Source organism: Campylobacter concisus, assembly GCA_002092835.1.
Lineage (GTDB): Bacteria > Campylobacterota > Campylobacteria > Campylobacterales > Campylobacteraceae > Campylobacter_A > Campylobacter_A concisus_K.
Genome location: LVWL01000019.1, coordinates 115,330 through 135,628 on the forward strand (window position 1 = coordinate 115,330; position 20,299 = coordinate 135,628).

Here is a 20,299-nt window from a genome sequence, read left to right on the forward strand (position 1 = left end):
CGACGATGAACTGGCTGGCGCACTAAGTAGTAACAGCTAAATTTATGCAAGTTTTTAACAAAAAAGTCACTACACAAGCGACAAATTTGGTAAATAATATATGTATCTGAAATTTGCTATTTTGCGCTTTAGTAATGCGAAATTTAACAAAAAAGCGGTGTTTTTTGTTAAATTTAAGTAGGTAAAAGTGCAAATTTTTAATTTTAGTAAAACATTAAATTTATACAAAAAACAGATGATGAAATAAGCTAGAGCCACAAAACAATCTTTTATAAATTTAATAAAAATAAATTTAAAAGAAAAAAGCGATAGTCAAATTTAACTTAAATTTGCCAAATTTTACATAAAATAGTATGTAAAATTTTATGCAAATAAAGCTAAATTTGCTCGTTTTTGCTTTTTACTATCTTTTTTATAAGCTCTATATCGCTATTAATTGCTAGGCTCATAAAACAAACGCCACTTGCTCCAGCTTTTATACTCTCTTTATAGTTTTCGCTATTTAGTCCGCCAAGTGCGTAAATTTCTTTATTAAAGCTTTTTAGCTCGCTTATAAAACTTACCCCTTTTGACTCTAAATTTGGCTTGCAAGAGGTGGCAAATATATGAGAAGCAACCAGCACATCAGCGATAGAGGCTGAAATTTTAGCCTGCTCTAGGTCGTGAGCTGGGGCATAAATTTTAGCTGTTTTTTTAAATTCATCTAAAAAAATGCTGTGATTTTTAAAAAAGTCAAGCTGTGCTGAAGTGAGCCAAAAGTCACTTTTTAGCTTGTAAGCTACGTCAAAAAATTGATTAATGATAAATTTTTTGCGGTAGTTTTCACAAATTTGAGCCACAACCCTAGCAAGATCATAAAAATGAGCCTCGTCTAGTCCCTTTGCACGAAGTAAAATTTCATCCACGCCAGCCTTGCAAAGTAGCTGTATCCTCTTTAAAAAGTCATCGCCATCATAGCTTTCAAAGTCGGCCACGCAGAGAATCTTAAACATAGACATACTCGCTCATTAGTGGCTCTAGGCCATTTGCTTTTAGCATAGTCTTGATCTCATCCACGCTTCTATCGTCACTTATCTCAAACTGCTCGTCACCCTTTTTCTCTTCACCGTGAGCGCCGATGCTCACTTTTACGCCAGCACTTATCTTATTTGTGGCGATCTTTACGGCGTTATCGCGAAATTTCGCTTTTTCCCTGGTTGAGATGGTGATGCTGGCTGTTGGCATAAAAATTCTATAAGCACAGATCACTTGTAAAAGCTCGCGCTCGCCAACATCACGTGGATTGATGCGGTCGTTGTTTATGATGGGGCGAAGTCTTGGGCATGAAAATGCGATCTCGGCGTGCGGATACTTTTTTTGAACTAAGCTCGCATGAAGTGCCGTAGCAAAGGCATCAAGCCTAAAGTCATCTATGCCAAGAAGTGCTGCAAAGCCGACCCCTCTCATGCCTCCAAGAAGCGCTCGCTCTTGCGCGTTTAATCGGTATGGGAAAATTCTTTTATTGCCGCCAAGGTGGATTTTTTCATATTTTGTGGGATTATAGGTCTCTTGAAAGACGGTCACGTAGTCCACACCACTTTTGTGAAGCAATGTGTAGCCATCAGAGTTTAGCGGATAAATTTCAACCCCAACGACTTTAAAAAACTTCTTTGCCAAAGCGCAAGCGTTTGCGATATAGGCTACACTTGAGCTAGTTTCGCTCTCGCCTGTTAGGATTAAAATTTCCTCTAAGCCACTCTTTGAAATTTCTCTTAGCTCTCTCGTGATCTCCTCGTTGCTTAGTTTTGCCCTTTTTATTTTGTTATTGGCGTTAAATCCGCAATAAACGCAGAGATTATCGCAGTAGTTTGCTATGTAAAGCGGCGTAAAAAGTGTGATATTTGAGCCAAAATTTGTCCTTGTTTTTGCTTGGGCTAGCTGGGCTATTTGCTCTAAAAATGGCGCTGCAGCAGGCGAGAGTAGTGCTTTTAAATTTTCAAGTGAGCAGTGCTTTGCATTAAGAGCTGCTTTGACGTCAGCTTCGCTGTAAATTGCAGGCTTGTAGCTCTCGCGCTCTTTTAAAATCTCATCCATAATGTCGTTGCCAACATCCTCCATGTGAGGTAGTAGCTGCATGTGATCGGTTTTAGTAAATTTCATCAGTCTAAAAATCCAGTGAGCGGTGATGAGGCATTTGCGCTTTTGCTCTTTGCACCAAGGCCTGCTAGGTAGGCGTTGCGACCAGCGATGATAGCCTCTTTGAAGGCTCTTGCCATGAGTGGGATATTTTTAGATGAGGCGATGGCTGTGTTTGCCATGATAGCAGCTGCTCCCATCTCCATCGCTTCGCACGCTTGTGAAGGCCTGCCTATGCCAGCATCAACTATGATCTGCGTATCAAGCTCGTTTATCAAAATTTCAATAATATCTTTAAAAACTAGCCCTTGGTTTGAGCCAATGGGCGCAGCTAGAGGCATTATGCAGCTAGCTCCTGCACTTAGCATCGCTCTTGCGGCGTTTAGATCTGGAAACATATAAGGCATTGGCACAAAGCCGTCGTTTGCCAAGGCTTCGCAAGCTTTTATGGTTTCAATATTGTCTGGAAAGAGAAATTTAGAATCGGTGATGATCTCAATCTTAACAAGCTCCCCGCACCCAAGCTCACGTGCGAGCTGGGCGATACGAACGGCCTCTTTGGCGTTTCTAGCGCCACTTGTGTTTGGCAAAAGTGTCACGCCTTTTGGGATAAAGTCAAGTATATTTCGCTCTTTGCTCTCGTTTATGCGCCTAAGAGCAAGGGTTAAAATTTGCGCTCCAGCCTCGTTTATAGCTGAGTCGATTAGCTCGTGTGAATACTTACCAGAGCCAAGGATAAAGCGGCTTTGAAACTCCTTGCCGCCAAGGATCAAACTATCGCTTTGCACTTACGCCTCCAAGCCCATAAGCAGTCTAATAGCTAAATTTGCCTCGTGGTTTGCGCAGATCGCAACGCGCGGTGCCATGAGCCCTTGACCGACTTTTGCTTCGTTTGTGAGGTCGCCGCAAAGATAGACATTTTTGGCAAATTTTATGGTTTTTATGAGATTTGAGCTAAAGTATCCTGCCATGCCAGAGGCGCCGATGATCTTTTTATCTTTTAGACTAGCACCAGCTTCGTTTAGTATCATCGCCTTGCCAGCGACGTTGTCAAAGGCTTCGCATAAAATTTCACACTCGCCAAAGACGCTAGCCACATTTTTTTCATCTAAAAATATATCGTGAGTTTCTACCTCGACAAAGGGATTGACGTCATTTATCAGCTCTTTAAGCGCCTGCGTCTTTTTTAAGCCGATGTGGCGGACGAAATACTGCTGGCGGTTTAAGTTGCTTGGCTCAACGACGTCAAAGTCGGCAAGCACTAGCTTTTTTACGCCAACTCTTGCAAGGCTTAGCGCGATATTTGAGCCAAGACCACCAAGTCCAGCCACGCCGATCACGGCTTTACTTAGGGCTAAATTTAGCTCAGGGCTGTTTCGTGAAGCGATCATCGCGCGTAAAATTTCACGCTCTGGCATCACGCCACGCCTTATAAATACAACATTTGAGCCATCTTTTAGCTCGCTATCTTCTTTTATAGCAAAGCCATCAACGATAAAAATGTCTGGCTCGGTCGCATTAAATTTCTCTAAAAATTTATAAATTTCACTCTCTTTATCGCCAAGCGCAAGCTCTTTTAGCTCGCTAAGACTTTTTGCTGGCACATTAAATTTTGCGCCATTTAGTACTATCTCTATCATTTTCTCCTCATCCGCCACCAACTAAAGTGACGATCTCATAAACTTTGCCCTCGCTCATAAAGCTCTCATGCCAAAGCTTTTTTGGCAAAATTTCTCCATCTCGCTCAAGGGCTATAAATTTAAGCTCATAGCCATTTTGAGCTAAAAAATCATAAACGCTTATATCGTTTTCAAGCTCGAAAATTTTGCTATTTAGTATAAATTTGATCATTAAATTTTGTAGCTTTTTACAAAATTTGCGATCCTCTCGATCGCTCTTTTTATGCTCTCGATGTCGGTTGCAAAAGAAATTCTAAAGTATCCCTCCATGCCAAAGCCCACGCCTGGCACGGTCGCTACGTTCGCCTCTTCAAGCATTTTTTTGCAAAATCTAAGTGAGTCGCTATCTACATCTTTGCATTTTACAAATAGATAAAACGCGCCATCAGGCTTAACTACGCTTAGCCCAGGGATAGCGTTTATCATCTCAACTGCCACGTCGCGTCTTCTCTCATACTCTTTTCTCATGTTTTCGATATCGTCGTCAGTTTCGCCAAGAAGCGACGGGATAGCACCTATTTGCACGATCGAGCTAATGTTGCTTGTGCTTTGGCTTTGAAGCTTTTTGATGCCAGCAATTAGCCAATCCATCGAGCTTGCGATATAGCCAAATCTCCAGCCAGGCATCGCGCCACACTTGCTTAGGCCGTTTATCGTGACCGTTCTTTTGAAAAGATCCTCGCTCACTGAAGCCACTGCGTGAAATTCTTTGCCGTAGATCACTTTTTCATAAATTTCATCACTTGTAACGATGATATCAGTACCCTTTAAAACCTCGCCAAATGCCGCGATCTCCTCTTTTGTATACACCGCACCTGTTGGATTTGTCGGGTGATTTAGCGAAAAGACTTTTGTTTTTGGTGTGATTGCTTTTTTTAGCTGATCGGCTGTGATTTTAAAATTTGTACTCTCGTCCGCCTCGATAAATACAGGCACTCCACCACAAAATTTAACGATCTCAGGGTAACTCACCCAGTATGGAGAGGGGATGATGACCTCGTCGCCTGGGTTGATAAGTGCTTGAAATACGTTAAAAAGTGAGTGTTTTGCGCCGATATTTGTGACAATTTGATTTGCTTTATAATCAAGTCCGTTATCTCTTTTTAGCTTTGCTCTAATGGCCTCTATAACCTCTGGCAGGCCCGGTACTGGCGTGTATTTACCACTTTTGCTGTCATTATCGAGTGCATTTTTTACAGTTTCTCTTATCTTTTTTGGAGTCATGAAGTCAGGCTCACCAGCTGAAAGCGAGATTACATCGATACCAGCAGCCTTCATCTCTTTGGCCTTTGTGCTGATCGCGATTGTGATCGACTCGCTTAATGTTTGCATTCTATTTGCTAGTTGCATTTTTCGTCCTTTTTAGTTAATCGTTTTTAAGTAGCTATTATCATTTAAAAATAGATAAAGTTCGCCCAAAATTTGCTTCTTTTGTGTTTCGTTTATCAGAGTTGATTTCTCTAAGCGCTCGTTTAGAGTGTCTTGGATCTCGTAAATATCGTAGTCCATGTCTTCCATGATATCAAGGATTGATTGACTTTCTAGTAAATTTACGATCTTGTATCCGTCATTTGAAAGCTCTATTGTAGCTTCCGTTGGGTGAGTAAAGAGGTTGTGCTTCATTCCGATCACCTCTTGATATGCGCCAACTAGGAAAAATCCTAAAAAATAATCCTCCTTCTCCACGTCCACGTCGTGTAAAAGTAGAGGGTTTTTCTCATCGTCATAGCTGATCTCGCCGTCGCTATCGCAGGTGATATCCCAGATAGAAGCTGGCAAAGTAGGTCGCTCATCGAGTCTGTCAAGCGGCATGATAGGGAAATTTTGCTTTAGTCCCCAAAAGTCTGGTAAGCTTTGAAAGATCGAGAAATTTAGTAAGTAGCGCTCTTGCACCTCTTTTTGGATTTTGGCTAGGTCGCCACTTGAGTTGCTTTTGTTGCCAAGCATTATGACGGCTTTTTTACTGATGAGCTTTAAAAGCACCTCGGCGTTTGATCTATCTTGCAGATCAACATACCCAAGGTCAAAAAGTGTTAGCACGCTCTCTGTGTGGTGAATAGCGTCGTGCAGGTACTCTAGGGCATTTGAAGGCTTTATCGACTTGTAAAGATCGACTAGCTCGGTTATCAAATTTGGATTATTTTTCTTTAAATTTAGCTTCTCTTCGGTGTACTCCTGAGAAAATAGCTCAAGCACAGGGGCAACCAAAAGCGCATGCGAAGCGGCTATGAAACGACCAGACTCGATAAATATATCAGGTTGGGGCTCGTTTTTTTGCTCGCTTATGGTTTTAAGCATGTAAACAACGTCGTTTGCATATTCGTTTAGGGTATAGTTTCTGCTGCTCTCTTCTTTAAACTGCGAGTACTCAATAGCTAGGCCGCCACCTAAATTTATCGCTTTTAAATTTGTTGCACCCATTTTTCTAAGCTCAGCGTAGATGTTGCCAGCCTCGATGAGTGCCTTTTTAAGAGGATGGATCTCACTTATTTGAGAGCCTATATGAAAGTGTATCATCGTGAAATTTTCAAGTAAATTTGCTTTTTTTAGCATCTTTACAGCTTCTATGAGTTCGGTTGATGTTAGGCCAAATTTCGAGTGGATGCCGCCACTTTTTGCCCAAAGGCCTGATCCTGTCGAGTGTAGCCTTATACGAAGTCCGATCTTTGGTTTTGGTTTAAACCTTTGTTTTGAAGTGGCGATGATCTCTTCAAGCTCGTTTAAGCCCTCGATCGTTAGCGTGATGTTGTGACCCATTTCAGCAGCGATAAAGCCTATGTTAATAAGCTCTTTATCTTTAAATCCGTTTACTGTTATCGGTGCTTTTTCGTTGTTGTACGCCATCGTTAGAAGCAGCTCAGCCTTGCTACCAGCCTCTAGGCCGTAGTTGTAGGGCTTGCCAAGGCGAACTAGGTTTTTTACAAAGCCTGGGTATTGATTGACCTTAAGCGGGAAAACAGCGTTAAAGCTGCCTTTGTAGGCAAATTCTTTCTTTGCCTTTGCAAAGCTCGCGTGGATCTGTTCTATCTGTTTTTGGATAAGATGTGGGAAGCGAAGCAGCAGCGGACCTCTATATCCGTCGTCCCTGATGTCACGCACGATATCGATGATCGCTGGCTTACTGGCTGCGTTTATACAGACTTTGCCATTTTCTATCACAAAATTTGAATTACCCCAAATGCTAAGTCCAAAGTCGTTCATCCCAGCTCCTTTTCAAGCTCATCTAAATTTACTGTTTTTTCGTTTTTTGTTTCTAAATTTTTATACCAAATTTTATTCTCTTTCATCTCGTTTTCGCCCACACAAAGGAAAATTTTCGCCTTTTTTGAGTCGGCATTTTGCAGATGTTTTTGAAGTTTTTTGGCTTCATATGAAATTTCAACCTGATATTTTTTGCGAAGCTTCGAACCAAGGGCATAGACAAAGTCTAAATTTGGCGCATCAAGCGAGCAAAGATAAACTCCAGCTCGCTCATCCTCAGCTTCTCCTAAAATTTCCATTATCCTCTCAACACCCATCGCAAAGCCAACGCCATAACTTGCCCTGCCGCCAAGATACTCAACGAGTCTATCGTATCTGCCACCACCTGCGACCGCGCTTTGAGAGCCGATCTCGTTGCTGATAAACTCAAACGCCGTCTTGCAGTAGTAATCTAGCCCACGAACGAGTTTGGTATCTATCTCAAATTTAACGCCATTTGCCGTTAAAATTTCTTGCAGTTTTGAAAAATCAGCCTGTGCCTCATCGCTTAGACTATCAGTGATGACTGGAGCGTTTTTATAAATTTCTTGGCAGCTTTCTACCTTGCAGTCAAGCACGCGGATAGGGTTTAAGAGCTTACGTCTTTTGCAGTCTTCGCAAATTTTATTGTCGTTTTCATCTAAAAATTTGACGAGCTTTTCTTTGTAAGACTTCATCGAGCTCTCGTCGCCAAGGGAGTTTATCTTTAGGGTTGTTTTTATATTTAGCCTGTAAAAAATTTCGCTCACCATCAAAATAATGCTCGCATCCTCGTAAACACTGCCTTCGCCAAAGCACTCGCAGCCAAACTGGTGAAACTCTCTTAAGCGACCTTTTTGTGGGCGTTCGTAGCGAAACATCGAGCCATGATAAAAGCAGCGTTTCGTCACATTTGCCCTGTCAAGTTTTGCCTCGATAAAGGCTCTAACCACGCCAGCTGTGCCTTCAGGACGCAAGCAAACGTCGTTGCCGCCTTTGTCTTCAAACTGATACATCTCTTTGCCCACGATGTCACTGCTCTCGCCGACACTTCTTTTAAAAAGCGCCGTCTCTTCGAGGTGCGGGGTCAAAATTTGCTCATATCCGTAGTTTTTTGCGACTTCCTCGCAGGTTTTGATTATCCGTGCGTAAAGTTTTGCACGAGCTGGAAGCATATCTTTCATGCCACGAAGTGCCGTTATCATCGCATTATCCTTTTTTTATTTTTTGTGATTTTACTTAAAATTTATAAAATTTTCTATCTCTTTTGAAATTAGCTCTATGCTTTTAGATGCGTCTATAAAAAGCGTTTCAAAGCCATTTTTAATAAGAATTTGTTTCATCAGGCTTTGCACTTTTAAAAGATACTCTAGTCCGCGAGCCTCGATCTTATCGCTTGTACCTCTATTCTTTAGGCGCGAGCTTATTAGCTCAGCACTTGCTTCAAAAAAGATGATCTTGTCTGCAAATTTATCATTTAGTGCAAATTTATTAAGCTCTAAAAGAACGTTTTCATCTAAGTTTTCATCATTTGCCAAAGCGTAGGCGATGCCAGAGATAAAGCCTCTGTCGCTTAAAATGAGCCTATTTAAATTTGGAGCGACTAGCTTTTCAAAATGCTCAGCCCTGTCAGCTAAAAAAAGTAAAATTTCAGCCCTTTTGCCTATTTTTATGCTTGAGCTTAGTAAAATTTCTCGTAAATTTTCACCAAGCTGCGTGCCGCCTGGCTCTTTTGTGACGATGGCATCACTAAATTTAGAAGCTAAAATTTCTATCTGCGTGCTCTTGCCAACGCCGTCAATGCCTTCAAACAAAACATACATTTTAGGCCTTTAAATTTTTTAGAATTTTTGCTGGCACTAGGTTGCTCACATCGCCGTCGTGTCGCAAGACTGAGCGGACGATCGAGCTTGAGATAAAGGCGTTATTTAAGCTTGGCATAAGATAAACCGTCTCAAATTCGTCCCAGAGTGCAGCGTTTGCGTAGCCGATTTGTAGCTCATACTCAAAGTCACTAACCGCACGAAGCCCCCTGATGACGGTGTTTATGCCGTGCGATTTAGCAAAATCAACAAGCAAGTTATCAAAGCCAAGAACGTTTACATTTTTTAGCTCGCAAACTGCCTCTTTTGCCATCTCTATGCGCTTTTCATGTGCGAACATTGGCTGTTTGCTGTCACTTTTTGCAACTGCGACGATTACCTTGTCAAAAATTTTTGTAGCTCTTATGATGACGTCTAAATGGCCGTTTGTTATGGGGTCAAATGTTCCTGGATAGATGCAAGATTTTTTCAAATTTGCCACCTTTTGTAAAGATTATTTTCGATTTTTAAGGCATCAAGCCACTTGCCGATGATAAAATTTTCCATATCATCAAGGCTTTTTATGTCTGCGTAGTAGCCCAAAACTGGCGGTGCGATGATAGCTCCAAGAGATGAGAGAAGCTGCATCTGAGAAAGTGTGATAGTGGAAAACGGCATCTCTCTAACGCCCAAAACCAGCCTTTGTCTCTCTTTTAGTGCGACACTTGCGGCTCTTGTGATGAGAGTGTCGCTTATGCCGTTTGCAATTTTTGCTAGCGTGTTGGTAGAGCAGGGCGCTATAATCATCGCTGATGTGTCAAATGAGCCTGAAGCAGGACCAGCGCTAAGGTCTTGATCATCATAAATTTTTACGCCAAGATCATCTAAATTTGGCTTTAAATTCTCCTCAGCTTCCAAAACCTTCATGGCATTTTTACTAACTATGACATGCGCCTCGCAACTATCTTTGGCAGCCTTGACAAGCTTTAAAAAGAGTCCAGCCCCGCTTGCTCCAGTGGCTGCAAATACTATCTTTTTCATCTTATCACTGCCTCATCTTTGCCTGAAACTGTAGCCTGTAAAATTTTATTATCTTTTGTTCTTATTTTTATCATATCGCCTAAATTTCCATCCTCAAGCGCCTTTACCTCGGCGATTATCTTGACACCACCCTCGCTCAAAACTGCATTTAGCATTTGACCTTTTTTTACTAAATTTATGGCATTAAACTGACGCTTGGTTAAAATTTCACCGCTTTTTATCTGCACTTTTGTTATAAGAGCTAAGCTATTTGAGCTAGAAAGTGTATCTTTTGGCCATTTGCCAAACTCGATCATCGTTGGCTGATAGTCAAGCAGGCTTAAAATGTGGTTTGTATTCATTGAATTTATTGCTATGAAGGCTGGCATCTTAGCGTTAAAGCTAAATTTAAAATAGATACTTTTTAGACTCAGATCAATATCCTCAAATGAAGCTCTAAATGTACCTTTTTGACTATTTTGATCACCTAAAAAGATGTTTTTTAGGATAAGTTCTTTGAAATTTGCTGGAAGTTTATTTTGTGGGCTAATGCTAAGATCACTTATGCTGATACCGGGATATTCATCACTAATTGATCTTAAAAATCGCATTTGAATCTCATCCATAATAGAGCAGTTTTTCACAAAAACAACGCTTCCACCGCTTTTGTCATTATATGTTTTAAAATTTGCTGTTAGAATTTCATAGAGTTTTTTGCTATCTATCTTGCTGCTCTTTTGCTCTCTAGGTTTAAAATTTCATTGTCTTCGCCTTCAAAGCCAAAAGTGCTAAGTAAAATTTGATCATTTAGAACGCAATACATTGGATAAATGCTGACTTCATTTGCAAAAAGTTTTGTGGAAAATAAAAAAATTAGTATAAAAAAGATGGAGCGGGAAACGAGATTCGAACTCGCGACCCCAACCTTGGCAAGGTTGTGCTCTACCCCTGAGCTATTCCCGCAGTCAAAATGAAGTCCGCATTCTATCAGATTGTTTTTCATTTGTCAAGATTTTATGGGAGTTTTATAAGAGAAATTTCACTATTTTGCAAAATTTCGCTTTGATCTGGGCTAGTTAAAAACATAAAAGTGCTTTTTAAAATATGATCTATCATGCCAGAGCCGTATTTTCCACCATTTGTTGCTATAAATTTATCATTTTCAATATTTCCAAAAATGGCATTGATCCTGCCTGATTTTACCTTTAAATTTTGTGCATTTGTAGCATTTTGCATCACAAAGCAATCCTCTTTTAAAAGAGGCAAAACAAGCATCATCATGCAAACATAAGCTGCCATTGGATTTCCAGGAAGGACAAAAATAAGTTTGCCATCTTTTTCATAAGCCTTGCAAGGTTTGCCAGGTCTTATATCAATATGTGAAAAAATTTCATTGTATCCAAGCTCACTTAGAGCTATTTTCATATAGTCAGCCTCACCAGCGCTTGCTCCGCCAGAACAGATAACTATGTCGTAGTTTGTGGTATTTAGAAATGCCTGTTTGACAGCACTTAGCTCATCTTTTATGATGCCAAGATATGAGCTATCTTGCCCAATGTACCTTAAAAGTGCAGCGATGCCAAAGGCATTTGCATTGTAAATTTCATCCTCGCTTGCTCTTTGCCAAGGCTCGATAATCTCGTTTCCACTTGAATAAATTCCAATGCTAGGCTGTTTTTTTACATTTATAAAACTTATGCCCTGTGCTGCTAACATTATTATGCCTCTAGTGTTTAAAACATCGCCACTTTTTAGCAAAATTTCACCAATCTTTACCTCTTCGCCTTTAAAGCGATGCCCATCACCTTTTTTAAGATTATTTGGTGCTTTTATAAAATTTCCATCAACAACACAATCTTCAATCTTTATGATAGTATCTGCACCATTTGGCATCTTCGCACCAGTCATTATCTTAACGCACTCATTTTTGCCAATGCTTAGCTGCTCTTTATCGCCTGCAAAGGCACTTGCAACTATTTTATATGGCTTATCTTTATCTTCAAATTTCACAGCAAAGCCATCAAGCGCAGAGTTATCAAAACATGGCAGATCTTTTACTGCCACTACATCATTTGCCAATGTTTTACCAAGAGCCATGCTGATAGGTAAAATTTCACTATCTGTTTTTAATTTGAATTTAGATTTAAGCGCATCTAATGCGTCATTTAGCAGCATTTTTACTCCTCAAGCCTAATAATATTTGCACCAAGGCCTTGAAATTTCTCTTCTAAATTTTCATATCCTCTATCAAGGTGATAAATTCTATGTACCAAGCTTTCGCCATTTGCTATAAGAGCAGCTAGTATCAGCGCTGAGCTAGCTCTAAGATCTGTCGCCATCACATCGGCTGCATTTAGCTTAGCTGGCGCATAAACGCTTGCAATATGTCCATTTAATTTAATATCCGCTCCCATTCTAGCCAGCTCGCTAACATGCATAAAGCGGTTTTCAAAAAGTCTCTCATCTATCGTACTAACGCCATTTGCTGCAAGGCAAAGCGCCATAAATTGAGCTTGCATATCTGTTGGAAAGCCCGGATACTCGGTGGTTCTTATCTCCACTGGTTTTATCTCTTTTGCTGGCAATATCGTGATCTTATCGCCGTCTACTTCGATACCAAAGCCCATCTCTTCAAATTTATTTAAAATGGCTGTCATATGGCTGCATTTGCCTTTGTGACTGAAATTTTGCTATTTGTTATAGCTCCAGCACAAAGATATGTGCCAGCTTCGATCCTATCAGGAATTACTTCAATATCGCAAATTTCAAGTAATTTTTGGCCACTTCCAGTTATCTTTAGTTCACTTGTGCCGATGCCTTCTATTTTAACGCCACTCTTAGCCAAAATTTCACAAATTTGTACCACTTCAGGCTCAAGCGCTACGTTAAAAAGCTCTGTCGTACCGTGCGCTAGAGCTGCAGCCATGATGATATTTTCACTGCCAGTTACGGTGATCTTATCAAAAACGATCTTTGCACCTTTTAGTCCATTTGGTGCTGTTGCGACGACATAGCCTTGCTTTATTTCGATATTTGCTCCCATTTTTTCAAGCGCATTTAGATGCAGATCAATAGGTCTTTGTCCGATCGCACATCCTCCAGGTAGGCTCACTTCGCAGTGGCCAAAGCGTGCAAGAAGCGGTCCAAGCGTTAAGATCGATGCTCTCATCTTTCTAACGATGTCATAATTTGCAGTAGTTGAGCTTACACTGCTTGTGTCTATGCTTAGTGAGTTTTTATCTTTAAATTCGCACTTTGCTCCTAGGTTAGTTAGCAGTTGGCAAAGCGTTTTTATATCAGCGACATTTGGGATATTTGTTAAATTTACACTTTTTTTTGCAAGTAAGGTTAGGGCGATGATCGGTAGAGCAGCATTTTTGGCACCGCTTATTTTTACTTCGCCACTTAATTTGGCATTTCCTTTTATCTTTAAATAGTGCATCATTGTTTTTTTGCCTTAAGAAAATATGTTTTTTGCCGATATTATATTGCTTTTTAACTTAGAATAAAGAAAGCAAAGCACTATTTCCGGTTCATTTACGTTTAAAAGTTAAAATTGCAAATACTAAAATTTTGGATATAAATATGTCAAATTCAATAAATAAAAAAATCTTTTTTATATTTAGCATTATATTTTTTACAGGCTGTTCTTTTACCTCTAATCAACCGACAACTCCGCAAAATGAAACAAATCAGACCGTAACTTCAAGTGTTGATTTTAGTGAGCAAATGATTGGTGAAATCATAGATGAAGATAATGATAGAGAAGATAAAAAATTTGGTTCTTTTTTTAAAAAATACCTAAATACAAGAGCGGGGGGCGATTGTTCTGGCTTTGTTTCTATCGTAAATGCAAAGTATCAAAATATGTATTTTGATGAAAAGACAATAAATCGCTACTATGATAATGGTGGTAGAAAGTCAAAAGCGATCTATAATTTTTATGAAAGTAAGAATTTAATTACTCATAAAAATCCAAAAATAGGTGATCTTGTATTTTTCTCAAATACTCTTGGCAAGGGTGTTCAGAAAAATAAAGATAAGAAAAATATCACTCATGTTGGCATAGTTACGGCTGTCCTTGGCGATGAGACAGTAAAATTTATACATAATTCTGGCGGAAAGATAATTCATAGCTATATGAATCTAAAACAAAAAAATGTGCATCTAAAAGGAAATCAAGAGATAAATAGCTACCTTGTAAGATGTTCAAATTCAAGTTGCTTGGCAGCAAATAGATTTGCTGGATATGGCAAAGCAAAATAAATCAGAAATTTTTACTAAAAACCTTTTAAAACAAATACTAGGCTCAAATTTTAAGCATTATTTATATAAATTTACACTTGTAAATGCAGATTTAAATAAAGAGAAAATATGAATTTTTTTGATGAAATTTGGGAAATTTTAAATGAAGGCGAGATTGGGCTTAAATTTTTAAAATTTGAGCTATTTTATGAGAAATTTAAACGAGATTTTAATATAAATTTTTGTGAAAGCTCTAAACCAAATGAGCTAATAACGCCAAGCTATGCAAAATTTTGTGAAGTAGTTAGCATGAAAGAGCTAAACAAAAGAATAAAGCCAAAGGATAAAAATTTAAATTTTATCCATTCGGTAGCTCATATTGAATTTAGCGCTATTGACATCGCGCTTGATGCTTGTTATAGATTTAGAAATTTGCCAAGAGAATTTTATGAAGACTGGCTAGAAGTGGCTGAAGATGAGATCAGACACTTTTGTATGATAGAAAATTTGCTCTTAAAACAAGGCGGTAGATACGGCGAGCTAAGTGTACATGATGGGCTTTTTATCGCACTTCAAAAGACTTCAGATAGTCTAACTAGCCGTATGGCGCTACTGCCAAGATATATGGAGGCAAACGGCCTTGATGCAAACGCTCACATCATCAAAAGACTAGAAGCCGAGGGTGGGCAAGAAGAGCTAATAGAGTGCCTAAAAGTTATCTTAAAAGAGGAAGTTTCTCATGTTTATAAAGGCGATAAGTGGTTTAAGTTTGCTTGCAAAAAAGAGGGTATTGACGAAAATAGCTACTTTGGCATTATCTTAAGTTTATATCCAAATTCATTTAAAAATGTTAGAGAGATCAATGAGCAAGATCGCTTAAAAGCTGGATTTAGCAAAGAAGAGCTTTGCTTGATAAAGAATTTCTCAAAGGAGAGATAGTGAGTAAAATTTATTTCATAAGACATTCAAAAGCGGTTGATGAGAATAAGGACGGAGCTAAAGATGCCTTAAGAGAGCTTAGTCAAAAAGGCAAAGAGGACGCTAAATTTATGGCAAATAGGCTAAAAATGTATGATGTGATGCCAGGAGCCATCTTTTCTAGCAGTGCTAAAAGGTGCGAGCAAACAGCAAAGATTATCGCCAAAACTTTAAAATTTAAAGAAGAGACCAGTCTTATAGATGAGCTTTATGATATAAGTTTTGAAGATCTTTTAAAATTTGTCAAAAATATAGATGAGAGTTTGGATGAGATTTTTATCATCACGCACAACCCAAGCATAACTGAAATTTGCGAGTATTTAAGCGATTCATCAATAGACAATATCCCAACTTCTGGAATATTTTGCGTTGAGTTTGGATGTAAATTTAGTGAGTTAAAAGAGGGTGGTGCAAAAGCATTATTTTTTGACCACCCCAAAAACATCAAAGATAATTTAATACTTTAGTTTTTATCTTTAAAAATTTCGTTATATGAAGTAAAAATTTGCTCGCTTAGATCTTCTATTTTCTTAGACTTATCAACAAAATAATTTAAATTTTGTTCGTTGTAGCCAGAGGCTGACTTCTCGAGCAAGAGTTTGATTTCATTATTTAGCGACGCTGTAAGCTCCTTTGACTTATCAAAATTTTTATTTTGCTTGTGTTCGCTTACACTCTCGTTCTCATACCAATCTAGCAGGCTTTGCGCTAAATCACGTATTTCCTCACTGTATCCTTGCTCGTTTATAAGATCAGAGTACACTTTGGTTTTATAAGCGATTTGCGAAATTTTTGCAATTATGGCAAAGGTTTTATTTGCGACATATTTTGATGTTTGAGCGGTATTTTGTGCGTTTGCATTAAACTCGCTCAATACCTTTTTGAAATTTTCTACATTTTGTGTCGTTAGTTTAGAAATTTCATCGATTTTTTTAGAATTTTCATCGATGTCATTTACCTCTTGCTGAAGTGTTTTTATATTGACTTCTATGTCGCTTGCAGCTTTTTGTGTGTTTTCCGCTAGTTTTCTTACCTCATCAGCAACTACCGCAAAACCACGTCCGTGCTCTCCTGCACGAGCAGCTTCAATGGCGGCATTAAGAGCAAGCAGATTTGTCTGATCGGCAATATCTTTTATTAAATTTAAAATAGAGCTTATTTCAGAAGCCCTAGTGCTTAGCATGCCAGTAGCATTTGAGCAGCTTTGTACTAGACCATCAAGCTCTCCCATGTTTTGACTAAGCTCGACGATATTTGACATATTTTCTTTTGCTATTTGTGCAGTTTGTTTAGCATCTGTTGCTGTTTGGCTTAAATTTTTGATACTTTCATTTAGATCATCTCTTGCATAATTTATACCATTTATACCGTTTCCAAGTTTGTCAAGCTCGCTTGATAGAAGACCTCTAACCTTGCTTTTTTGGCCGTCTTTTATACCTGTGACGCCCTTGCTCATAGATATGGCATTTCGTTTAAATAAACCCCTAAACCCTTCTACAAATATATTTCTATATGTTTTCGAGTTTTGTGCAGCTTGGACTGAGGTTGAAATTTCACGTTGAAGCGCCTCAACTTGATCTAATAGATCATTTATGCCAAGGGCGACTTCATACATCTCGTCCTTTTCTCCAACATTTACAATGCGAGGCTCTAGTATGCCATTACTTGCCGATTTGACAACACTTAAAATCTCATTTATTGCATTTGATTTTTTCTTAAACATATCTAGAACCTTTGCAAGTTATTTATAAATTCATCATAGCTTGTTGATTTTTCTTCCAAAAATTTTAATAAATATTTTTAGATGCTTCAATACCGCCATCACGCTCTAGTTCAAGTAGTTTTGCATAAAGTGGTTTTATGACCTCTATCGCTTTTGGATTTGGTTTACGCCTAACAGAATAATATCCAACTACATTATCTTGCTGATCTAAAGAGGCGGTGATATTGCCAAATACCCAGTAGTATCCGCCATTAAGAGTTTTATTTTTTATAAAAGCAAACATTTCTTCTTTGTTTTGTATACGTTCCCAAAGTAGTTTAAAAATAACTCTTGGCATATCAGTGTGTCTTATTATATTGTGCGGTTTTCCCAAGAGATCACCTTGTTTTACTCCTACGATATTTAAAAAAGGCTCGTTGCAATAAGTGATCCTTCCTTTTGTATCCGTTTTTGAAACTAAAAATGCGTTCTCATCAACGCCATATTCTCTTTCTATAGGCATTTTACTCCTTTAAATGTTGATTTAATTTTTAACAGCTTTTGCCATATCCCACATTGGCATAAATATACCAAGAGCGAGCAAAAGCACCATAGCTGCGATAAATATTAGTAGTATCGGCTCAATATAGTTTGAAATATTATCAATAATATCATTAAATTTCACTCTATAATAATCAGTAACTTTTTGTGTCATGTCATCTAAGCTACCACTTTGTTCGCCAGCACCTATCATTTGTATAAGCATACCCTCATAAAGTCCAGTTTGCCTAAAGGCCTCGGTTAAGCTTATGCCGCGACCAACCAGTACTTTTACAGCAGTTAGCTTATTTCTTATGTCTTGATTTGAAACAGTTACAACGGCAGTATCTAGCGCGTCAGCGATAGGAAGTCCTGCACGAACAAGCTCTGTAAAGATTAGATTAAATCTACTCATATTTGCAAAAAATATTATCTTACCTACAAGATAGACTTTTAGTAGATATTTATCGACCTTATCCCTAAAATTTTCATCATTTGAATATTGCCTTTTTAGCAAAAAAGCAAATGCGACAAGAACAACTATTATATATATGCCGTAATTGCTCATTATGTATTCAATGTTTAGTAAAATTTTAGTAGGAAGGGGGAGGTCAGCATTAAGCTGGCTAAAAATTTCTCTAAATTGTGGAACAACTGATGTCATAAGCACAATAAAAGCCAAAATTATAGAGCATATTACGGTTATTGGATACCTTATAGCTTTTTTAAATTTTTGCTGGTTATCCCAGACTTCTTGCAAGATAGAAGCTAGCTTTGATAATGCGTCAGCCATATTACCAGTGCTCTCTCCAAGCCTTACCATAGCGACAGTGACATCGCCTAGCTCTTCTTGAAAATTTTCTATACTTTGAGTTAAGCTAGCACCTTGATTTAGGTCTTCATCTAGCGTTTGAAATATTGTTTTTAGCCTTTTATCCTCAGTAGCATTTGCTGTCTCTTTTATGCCATCATGTATTGATATACCAGCATTAGCCATAACGCTAAGTTGCCTTATGGTAGCGACTAGAGCTGGAATTTTTACTTTTGAAGAAGAGAATATTTTGTTAAATTTTTCTTGCAAGTCCAAAAAATCATTGTTAATGCTTGAAACCTGAGTTTCTTTTATCTTTACTATCATGCCTTGAATATTTGCACGATTTTTTACATCATTTTTGCTATTAGCCTTTAGGCTCATCTTTTGGCGTTTGCCATCTTTTATATATTCTATTTCGTAAAATTTCATATCTTGGCAACTCTATATACTTCTTCGATTGTTGTTACACCATTTGCTGCGCGTATAACGCCATCGTGGAACATATCTATAAAGCCTTCGTCATAGGCAGCCTTTTTAAGCTCTTCTTTTGAAGCGTTATTTGCTACGATACTTGCTATATGATCGCTGATAGATAATATTTCACTTATCATTTCACGCCCTAGATATCCGGTTTGTGAGCAGTGTTGGCAACCCACGCTTTTATAAAATTGATAATCTTCAGGAAGAAATTTCTTAATCTCATCAAGAGCTTTTTGAGATAACGTGACCTTTTGTTTGCAATACGGGCAAAGCTTTCTTACAAGCCTTTGAGCCTCGATGCAAACTAATGCACCACTTACTAGATATGGTTCAATACCCATATCGACCATACGAGGTAAAGCGCTAATAGCATCATTTGTATGAAGTGTGGAAAAGACTAAGTGACCAGTTAGTGCCGCTTGAATTGCGATCCTAAGCGTCTCTTGATCTCTGATCTCACCTATCATGATAATATCTGGATCTTGCCTTAAAATAGAGCGAAGAGCTGAGATAAAAGTAAGTCCAGCCTTCTCATTTACATGTACTTGCTGGATCATATTTAGCTGATACTCGACCGGATCTTCAACAGTGATGATCTTGGTTTTTACACTTTTTATATCGTTTAATGCACCATAAAGCGTAGTCGTTTTTCCTGATCCTGTCGGACCAGTAACTAGGATAATGCCATAAGGCGCTTTCATGCTCTTTTTAAACTTAGCAAAGTTATCTGGATGCATACCAAGGTCTTCAATGTTTATGATAACTTTTGATTTGTCCAAAATTCTTAAAACTATGCTTTCGCCATTTAAGATAGGTAGCGTAGAGATACGAAAATCGTACTCTTTGTCTAAAATTTGAGCTGAAAACCTACCATCTTGTGGGCGGCGGCGCTCCGCGATATCCATATTTGAAAGTAGCTTCATTCGGCTTACCATCGGAGGATAAATATCTTTATCAAATATAAATGTCTCACTTAGCATACCATCTATCCTGCTTCTTACGATGCAATTTGTCTCGGTTGGCTCGATGTGAATATCACTCGCTCTACTTTGAATAGATGTTTTTAAAATTATCTCAATTAGCTTTAAAATTCCAGAGCTTTCTGTGCTTTGCCCTTGGCTGCTAGAGCTTGAAAGCTCTTTTCTGATCTCTGTAATAACGTCTTTTATACTTTCATTAAGAGCTATTTTGTTTATATATTTTTCTATCTGGGCTGGATCGGCGCAAGCTACTTTTAATAGCTTTCTGTTAAATAAATTTTGAACTTTATCTTGAATGATCACATCAAAAGGATTTTTAAAAGCTACATAAACGCTTATCTCATCTTCTTTTACAGGGATAGCGTTATATGATTTTAGCTGCGAGGTGCTTAATTTTTCACTGATACGGTAGTCGATATCTATATCATCAAGATCAAAAAAAGTGATTTTAAATTTATCACATACATATTGAATAAAGCGCTTTTGATCTATCTGAAGGCTAGTTGAAATTTCATTAATGTCAGTGTGTCCTCTTCTATAAATATCAGATAGAATTTCAAAAAAAATCTCTTCTTCTAGCATATTTTCTTCAAGCAAAATAGCCAAAAGACTTTTTTTATTTATCTTTTTTATCTCTATAATCTTTAAAATTTGCTCATCATTTAGTTTATTAAGTTGCTCTAATGTTTTTAGCGTTAAATTTTCTAAATTATTCATCTCTTCTC

18 protein-coding genes, 1 tRNA gene and 3 pseudogenes are annotated in these 20,299 nt (G+C 38.2%); 3 read left to right on the forward strand and 19 right to left on the reverse strand.

Going from position 1 to position 20,299, the window contains the following annotated elements; genetic code table 11:
• Nucleotides 1-377: 377 nt before the first annotated feature.
• The 15 genes and pseudogenes from A3835_04985 to A3835_05055 form a co-directional block, all read right to left on the reverse strand.
• On the reverse strand, nt 378-992 hold the full coding sequence (locus tag A3835_04985; GenBank protein ORI07990.1) for a thiamine phosphate synthase: 615 nt from the start codon (nt 990-992) through the stop codon (nt 378-380).
• Nucleotides 985-2,139 carry a thiamine biosynthesis protein ThiH gene (locus tag A3835_04990; GenBank protein ORI07849.1) on the reverse strand — a complete coding sequence of 385 codons (1,155 nt, stop codon included), beginning with the start codon at nt 2,137-2,139 and terminating at the stop codon, nt 985-987. The genes A3835_04985 and A3835_04990 overlap by 8 nt, the downstream gene beginning before the upstream one ends.
• Nucleotides 2,139-2,903 carry a thiazole synthase gene (locus tag A3835_04995; protein ID ORI07850.1) on the reverse strand — a complete coding sequence of 255 codons (765 nt, stop codon included), beginning with the start codon at nt 2,901-2,903 and terminating at the stop codon, nt 2,139-2,141. Before A3835_04995 ends, A3835_04990 begins: the two co-directional genes overlap by 1 nt.
• Nucleotides 2,904-3,755, reverse strand: coding sequence for a thiamine biosynthesis protein ThiF (locus A3835_05000; protein ID ORI07851.1), 852 nt, complete (start codon nt 3,753-3,755; stop codon nt 2,904-2,906).
• 7 nt (nt 3,756-3,762) lie between these two features.
• Nucleotides 3,763-3,966 carry a thiamine biosynthesis protein ThiS gene (locus A3835_05005; GenBank protein ID ORI07852.1) on the reverse strand — a complete coding sequence of 68 codons (204 nt, stop codon included), beginning with the start codon at nt 3,964-3,966 and terminating at the stop codon, nt 3,763-3,765.
• Nucleotides 3,966-5,144: an aspartate aminotransferase gene (locus A3835_05010; protein ORI07853.1), complete on the reverse strand. Its 1,179-nt coding sequence runs from the start codon at nt 5,142-5,144 to the stop codon at nt 3,966-3,968. The genes A3835_05005 and A3835_05010 overlap by 1 nt, the downstream gene beginning before the upstream one ends.
• Nucleotides 5,145-5,156: 12 nt before the next feature.
• A complete protein-coding gene (locus tag A3835_05015; protein ID ORI07854.1) occupies nt 5,157-6,995 on the reverse strand; it encodes an arginine decarboxylase in 1,839 nt (612 codons plus the stop codon).
• Nucleotides 6,992-8,218: a histidine--tRNA ligase gene (locus A3835_05020; protein ID ORI07855.1), complete on the reverse strand. Its 1,227-nt coding sequence runs from the start codon at nt 8,216-8,218 to the stop codon at nt 6,992-6,994. Before A3835_05020 ends, A3835_05015 begins: the two co-directional genes overlap by 4 nt.
• Nucleotides 8,219-8,248: 30 nt before the next feature.
• On the reverse strand, nt 8,249-8,836 hold the full coding sequence (locus tag A3835_05025) for a dTMP kinase (protein ORI07856.1): 588 nt from the start codon (nt 8,834-8,836) through the stop codon (nt 8,249-8,251).
• 1 nt (nt 8,837) lies between these two features.
• Complete coding sequence (locus tag A3835_05030; GenBank protein ORI07857.1) at nt 8,838-9,308, reverse strand: pantetheine-phosphate adenylyltransferase; 471 nt, start codon at nt 9,306-9,308, stop codon at nt 8,838-8,840.
• Nucleotides 9,305-9,856: a 3-octaprenyl-4-hydroxybenzoate carboxy-lyase gene (locus A3835_05035; protein ID ORI07858.1), complete on the reverse strand. Its 552-nt coding sequence runs from the start codon at nt 9,854-9,856 to the stop codon at nt 9,305-9,307. The genes A3835_05030 and A3835_05035 overlap by 4 nt, the downstream gene beginning before the upstream one ends.
• Nucleotides 9,853-10,658: pseudogene (locus A3835_05040) on the reverse strand (flagellar biosynthesis protein FlgA). Before A3835_05040 ends, A3835_05035 begins: the two are co-directional and overlap by 4 nt.
• Before the next feature lie 65 nt (nt 10,659-10,723).
• Nucleotides 10,724-10,798 (reverse strand) — tRNA-Gly (locus tag A3835_05045).
• Between the two features lie 51 nt (nt 10,799-10,849).
• Entirely contained in the window at nt 10,850-12,010 is a 1,161-nt protein-coding gene (locus A3835_05050) for a molybdopterin molybdenumtransferase MoeA (GenBank protein ID ORI07859.1), read from the reverse strand.
• 2 nt (nt 12,011-12,012) lie between these two features.
• Nucleotides 12,013-13,277: pseudogene (locus tag A3835_05055) on the reverse strand (UDP-N-acetylglucosamine 1-carboxyvinyltransferase).
• A 143-nt stretch (nt 13,278-13,420) separates the two neighbouring features.
• Here A3835_05055 and A3835_05060 point away from each other — a divergent pair.
• The 3 genes from A3835_05060 to A3835_05070 all read left to right on the forward strand — a co-directional run bounded on the left by A3835_05060 (nt 13,421) and on the right by A3835_05070 (nt 15,525).
• Complete coding sequence (locus A3835_05060) at nt 13,421-14,101, forward strand: biopolymer transporter ExbB (protein ID ORI07860.1); 681 nt, start codon at nt 13,421-13,423, stop codon at nt 14,099-14,101.
• 108 nt (nt 14,102-14,209) lie between these two features.
• On the forward strand, nt 14,210-15,019 hold the full coding sequence (locus tag A3835_05065) for a ferritin (protein ID ORI07861.1): 810 nt from the start codon (nt 14,210-14,212) through the stop codon (nt 15,017-15,019).
• Entirely contained in the window at nt 15,019-15,525 is a 507-nt protein-coding gene (locus A3835_05070; GenBank protein ID ORI07862.1) for a histidine phosphatase, read from the forward strand. Before A3835_05065 ends, A3835_05070 begins: the two co-directional genes overlap by 1 nt.
• On the opposite strand, the gene A3835_05075 is transcribed toward A3835_05070, so the two are convergent.
• From A3835_05075 to A3835_05090, 4 genes and pseudogenes are all read right to left on the reverse strand, one after another.
• Nucleotides 15,522-16,781 (reverse strand): transcriptional regulator, encoded by a 1,260-nt coding sequence (locus A3835_05075; GenBank protein ID ORI07863.1) that lies wholly within the window; start codon nt 16,779-16,781, stop codon nt 15,522-15,524. The two genes, A3835_05070 and A3835_05075, sit on opposite strands and share 4 nt — an antisense overlap.
• A 2-nt stretch (nt 16,782-16,783) precedes the next feature.
• Nucleotides 16,784-17,283 (reverse strand): annotated as a pseudogene (locus A3835_05080) (PAS sensor protein).
• Between the two features lie 21 nt (nt 17,284-17,304).
• Nucleotides 17,305-18,543, reverse strand: a complete 1,239-nt coding sequence (locus tag A3835_05085; GenBank protein ID ORI07864.1) for a type II secretion system protein F — start codon at nt 18,541-18,543, stop codon at nt 17,305-17,307.
• Nucleotides 18,540-20,291, reverse strand: coding sequence for a general secretion pathway protein GspE (locus A3835_05090; GenBank protein ID ORI07865.1), 1,752 nt, complete (start codon nt 20,289-20,291; stop codon nt 18,540-18,542). Before A3835_05090 ends, A3835_05085 begins: the two co-directional genes overlap by 4 nt.
• Between the last annotated feature and the right edge of the window lie 8 nt (nt 20,292-20,299).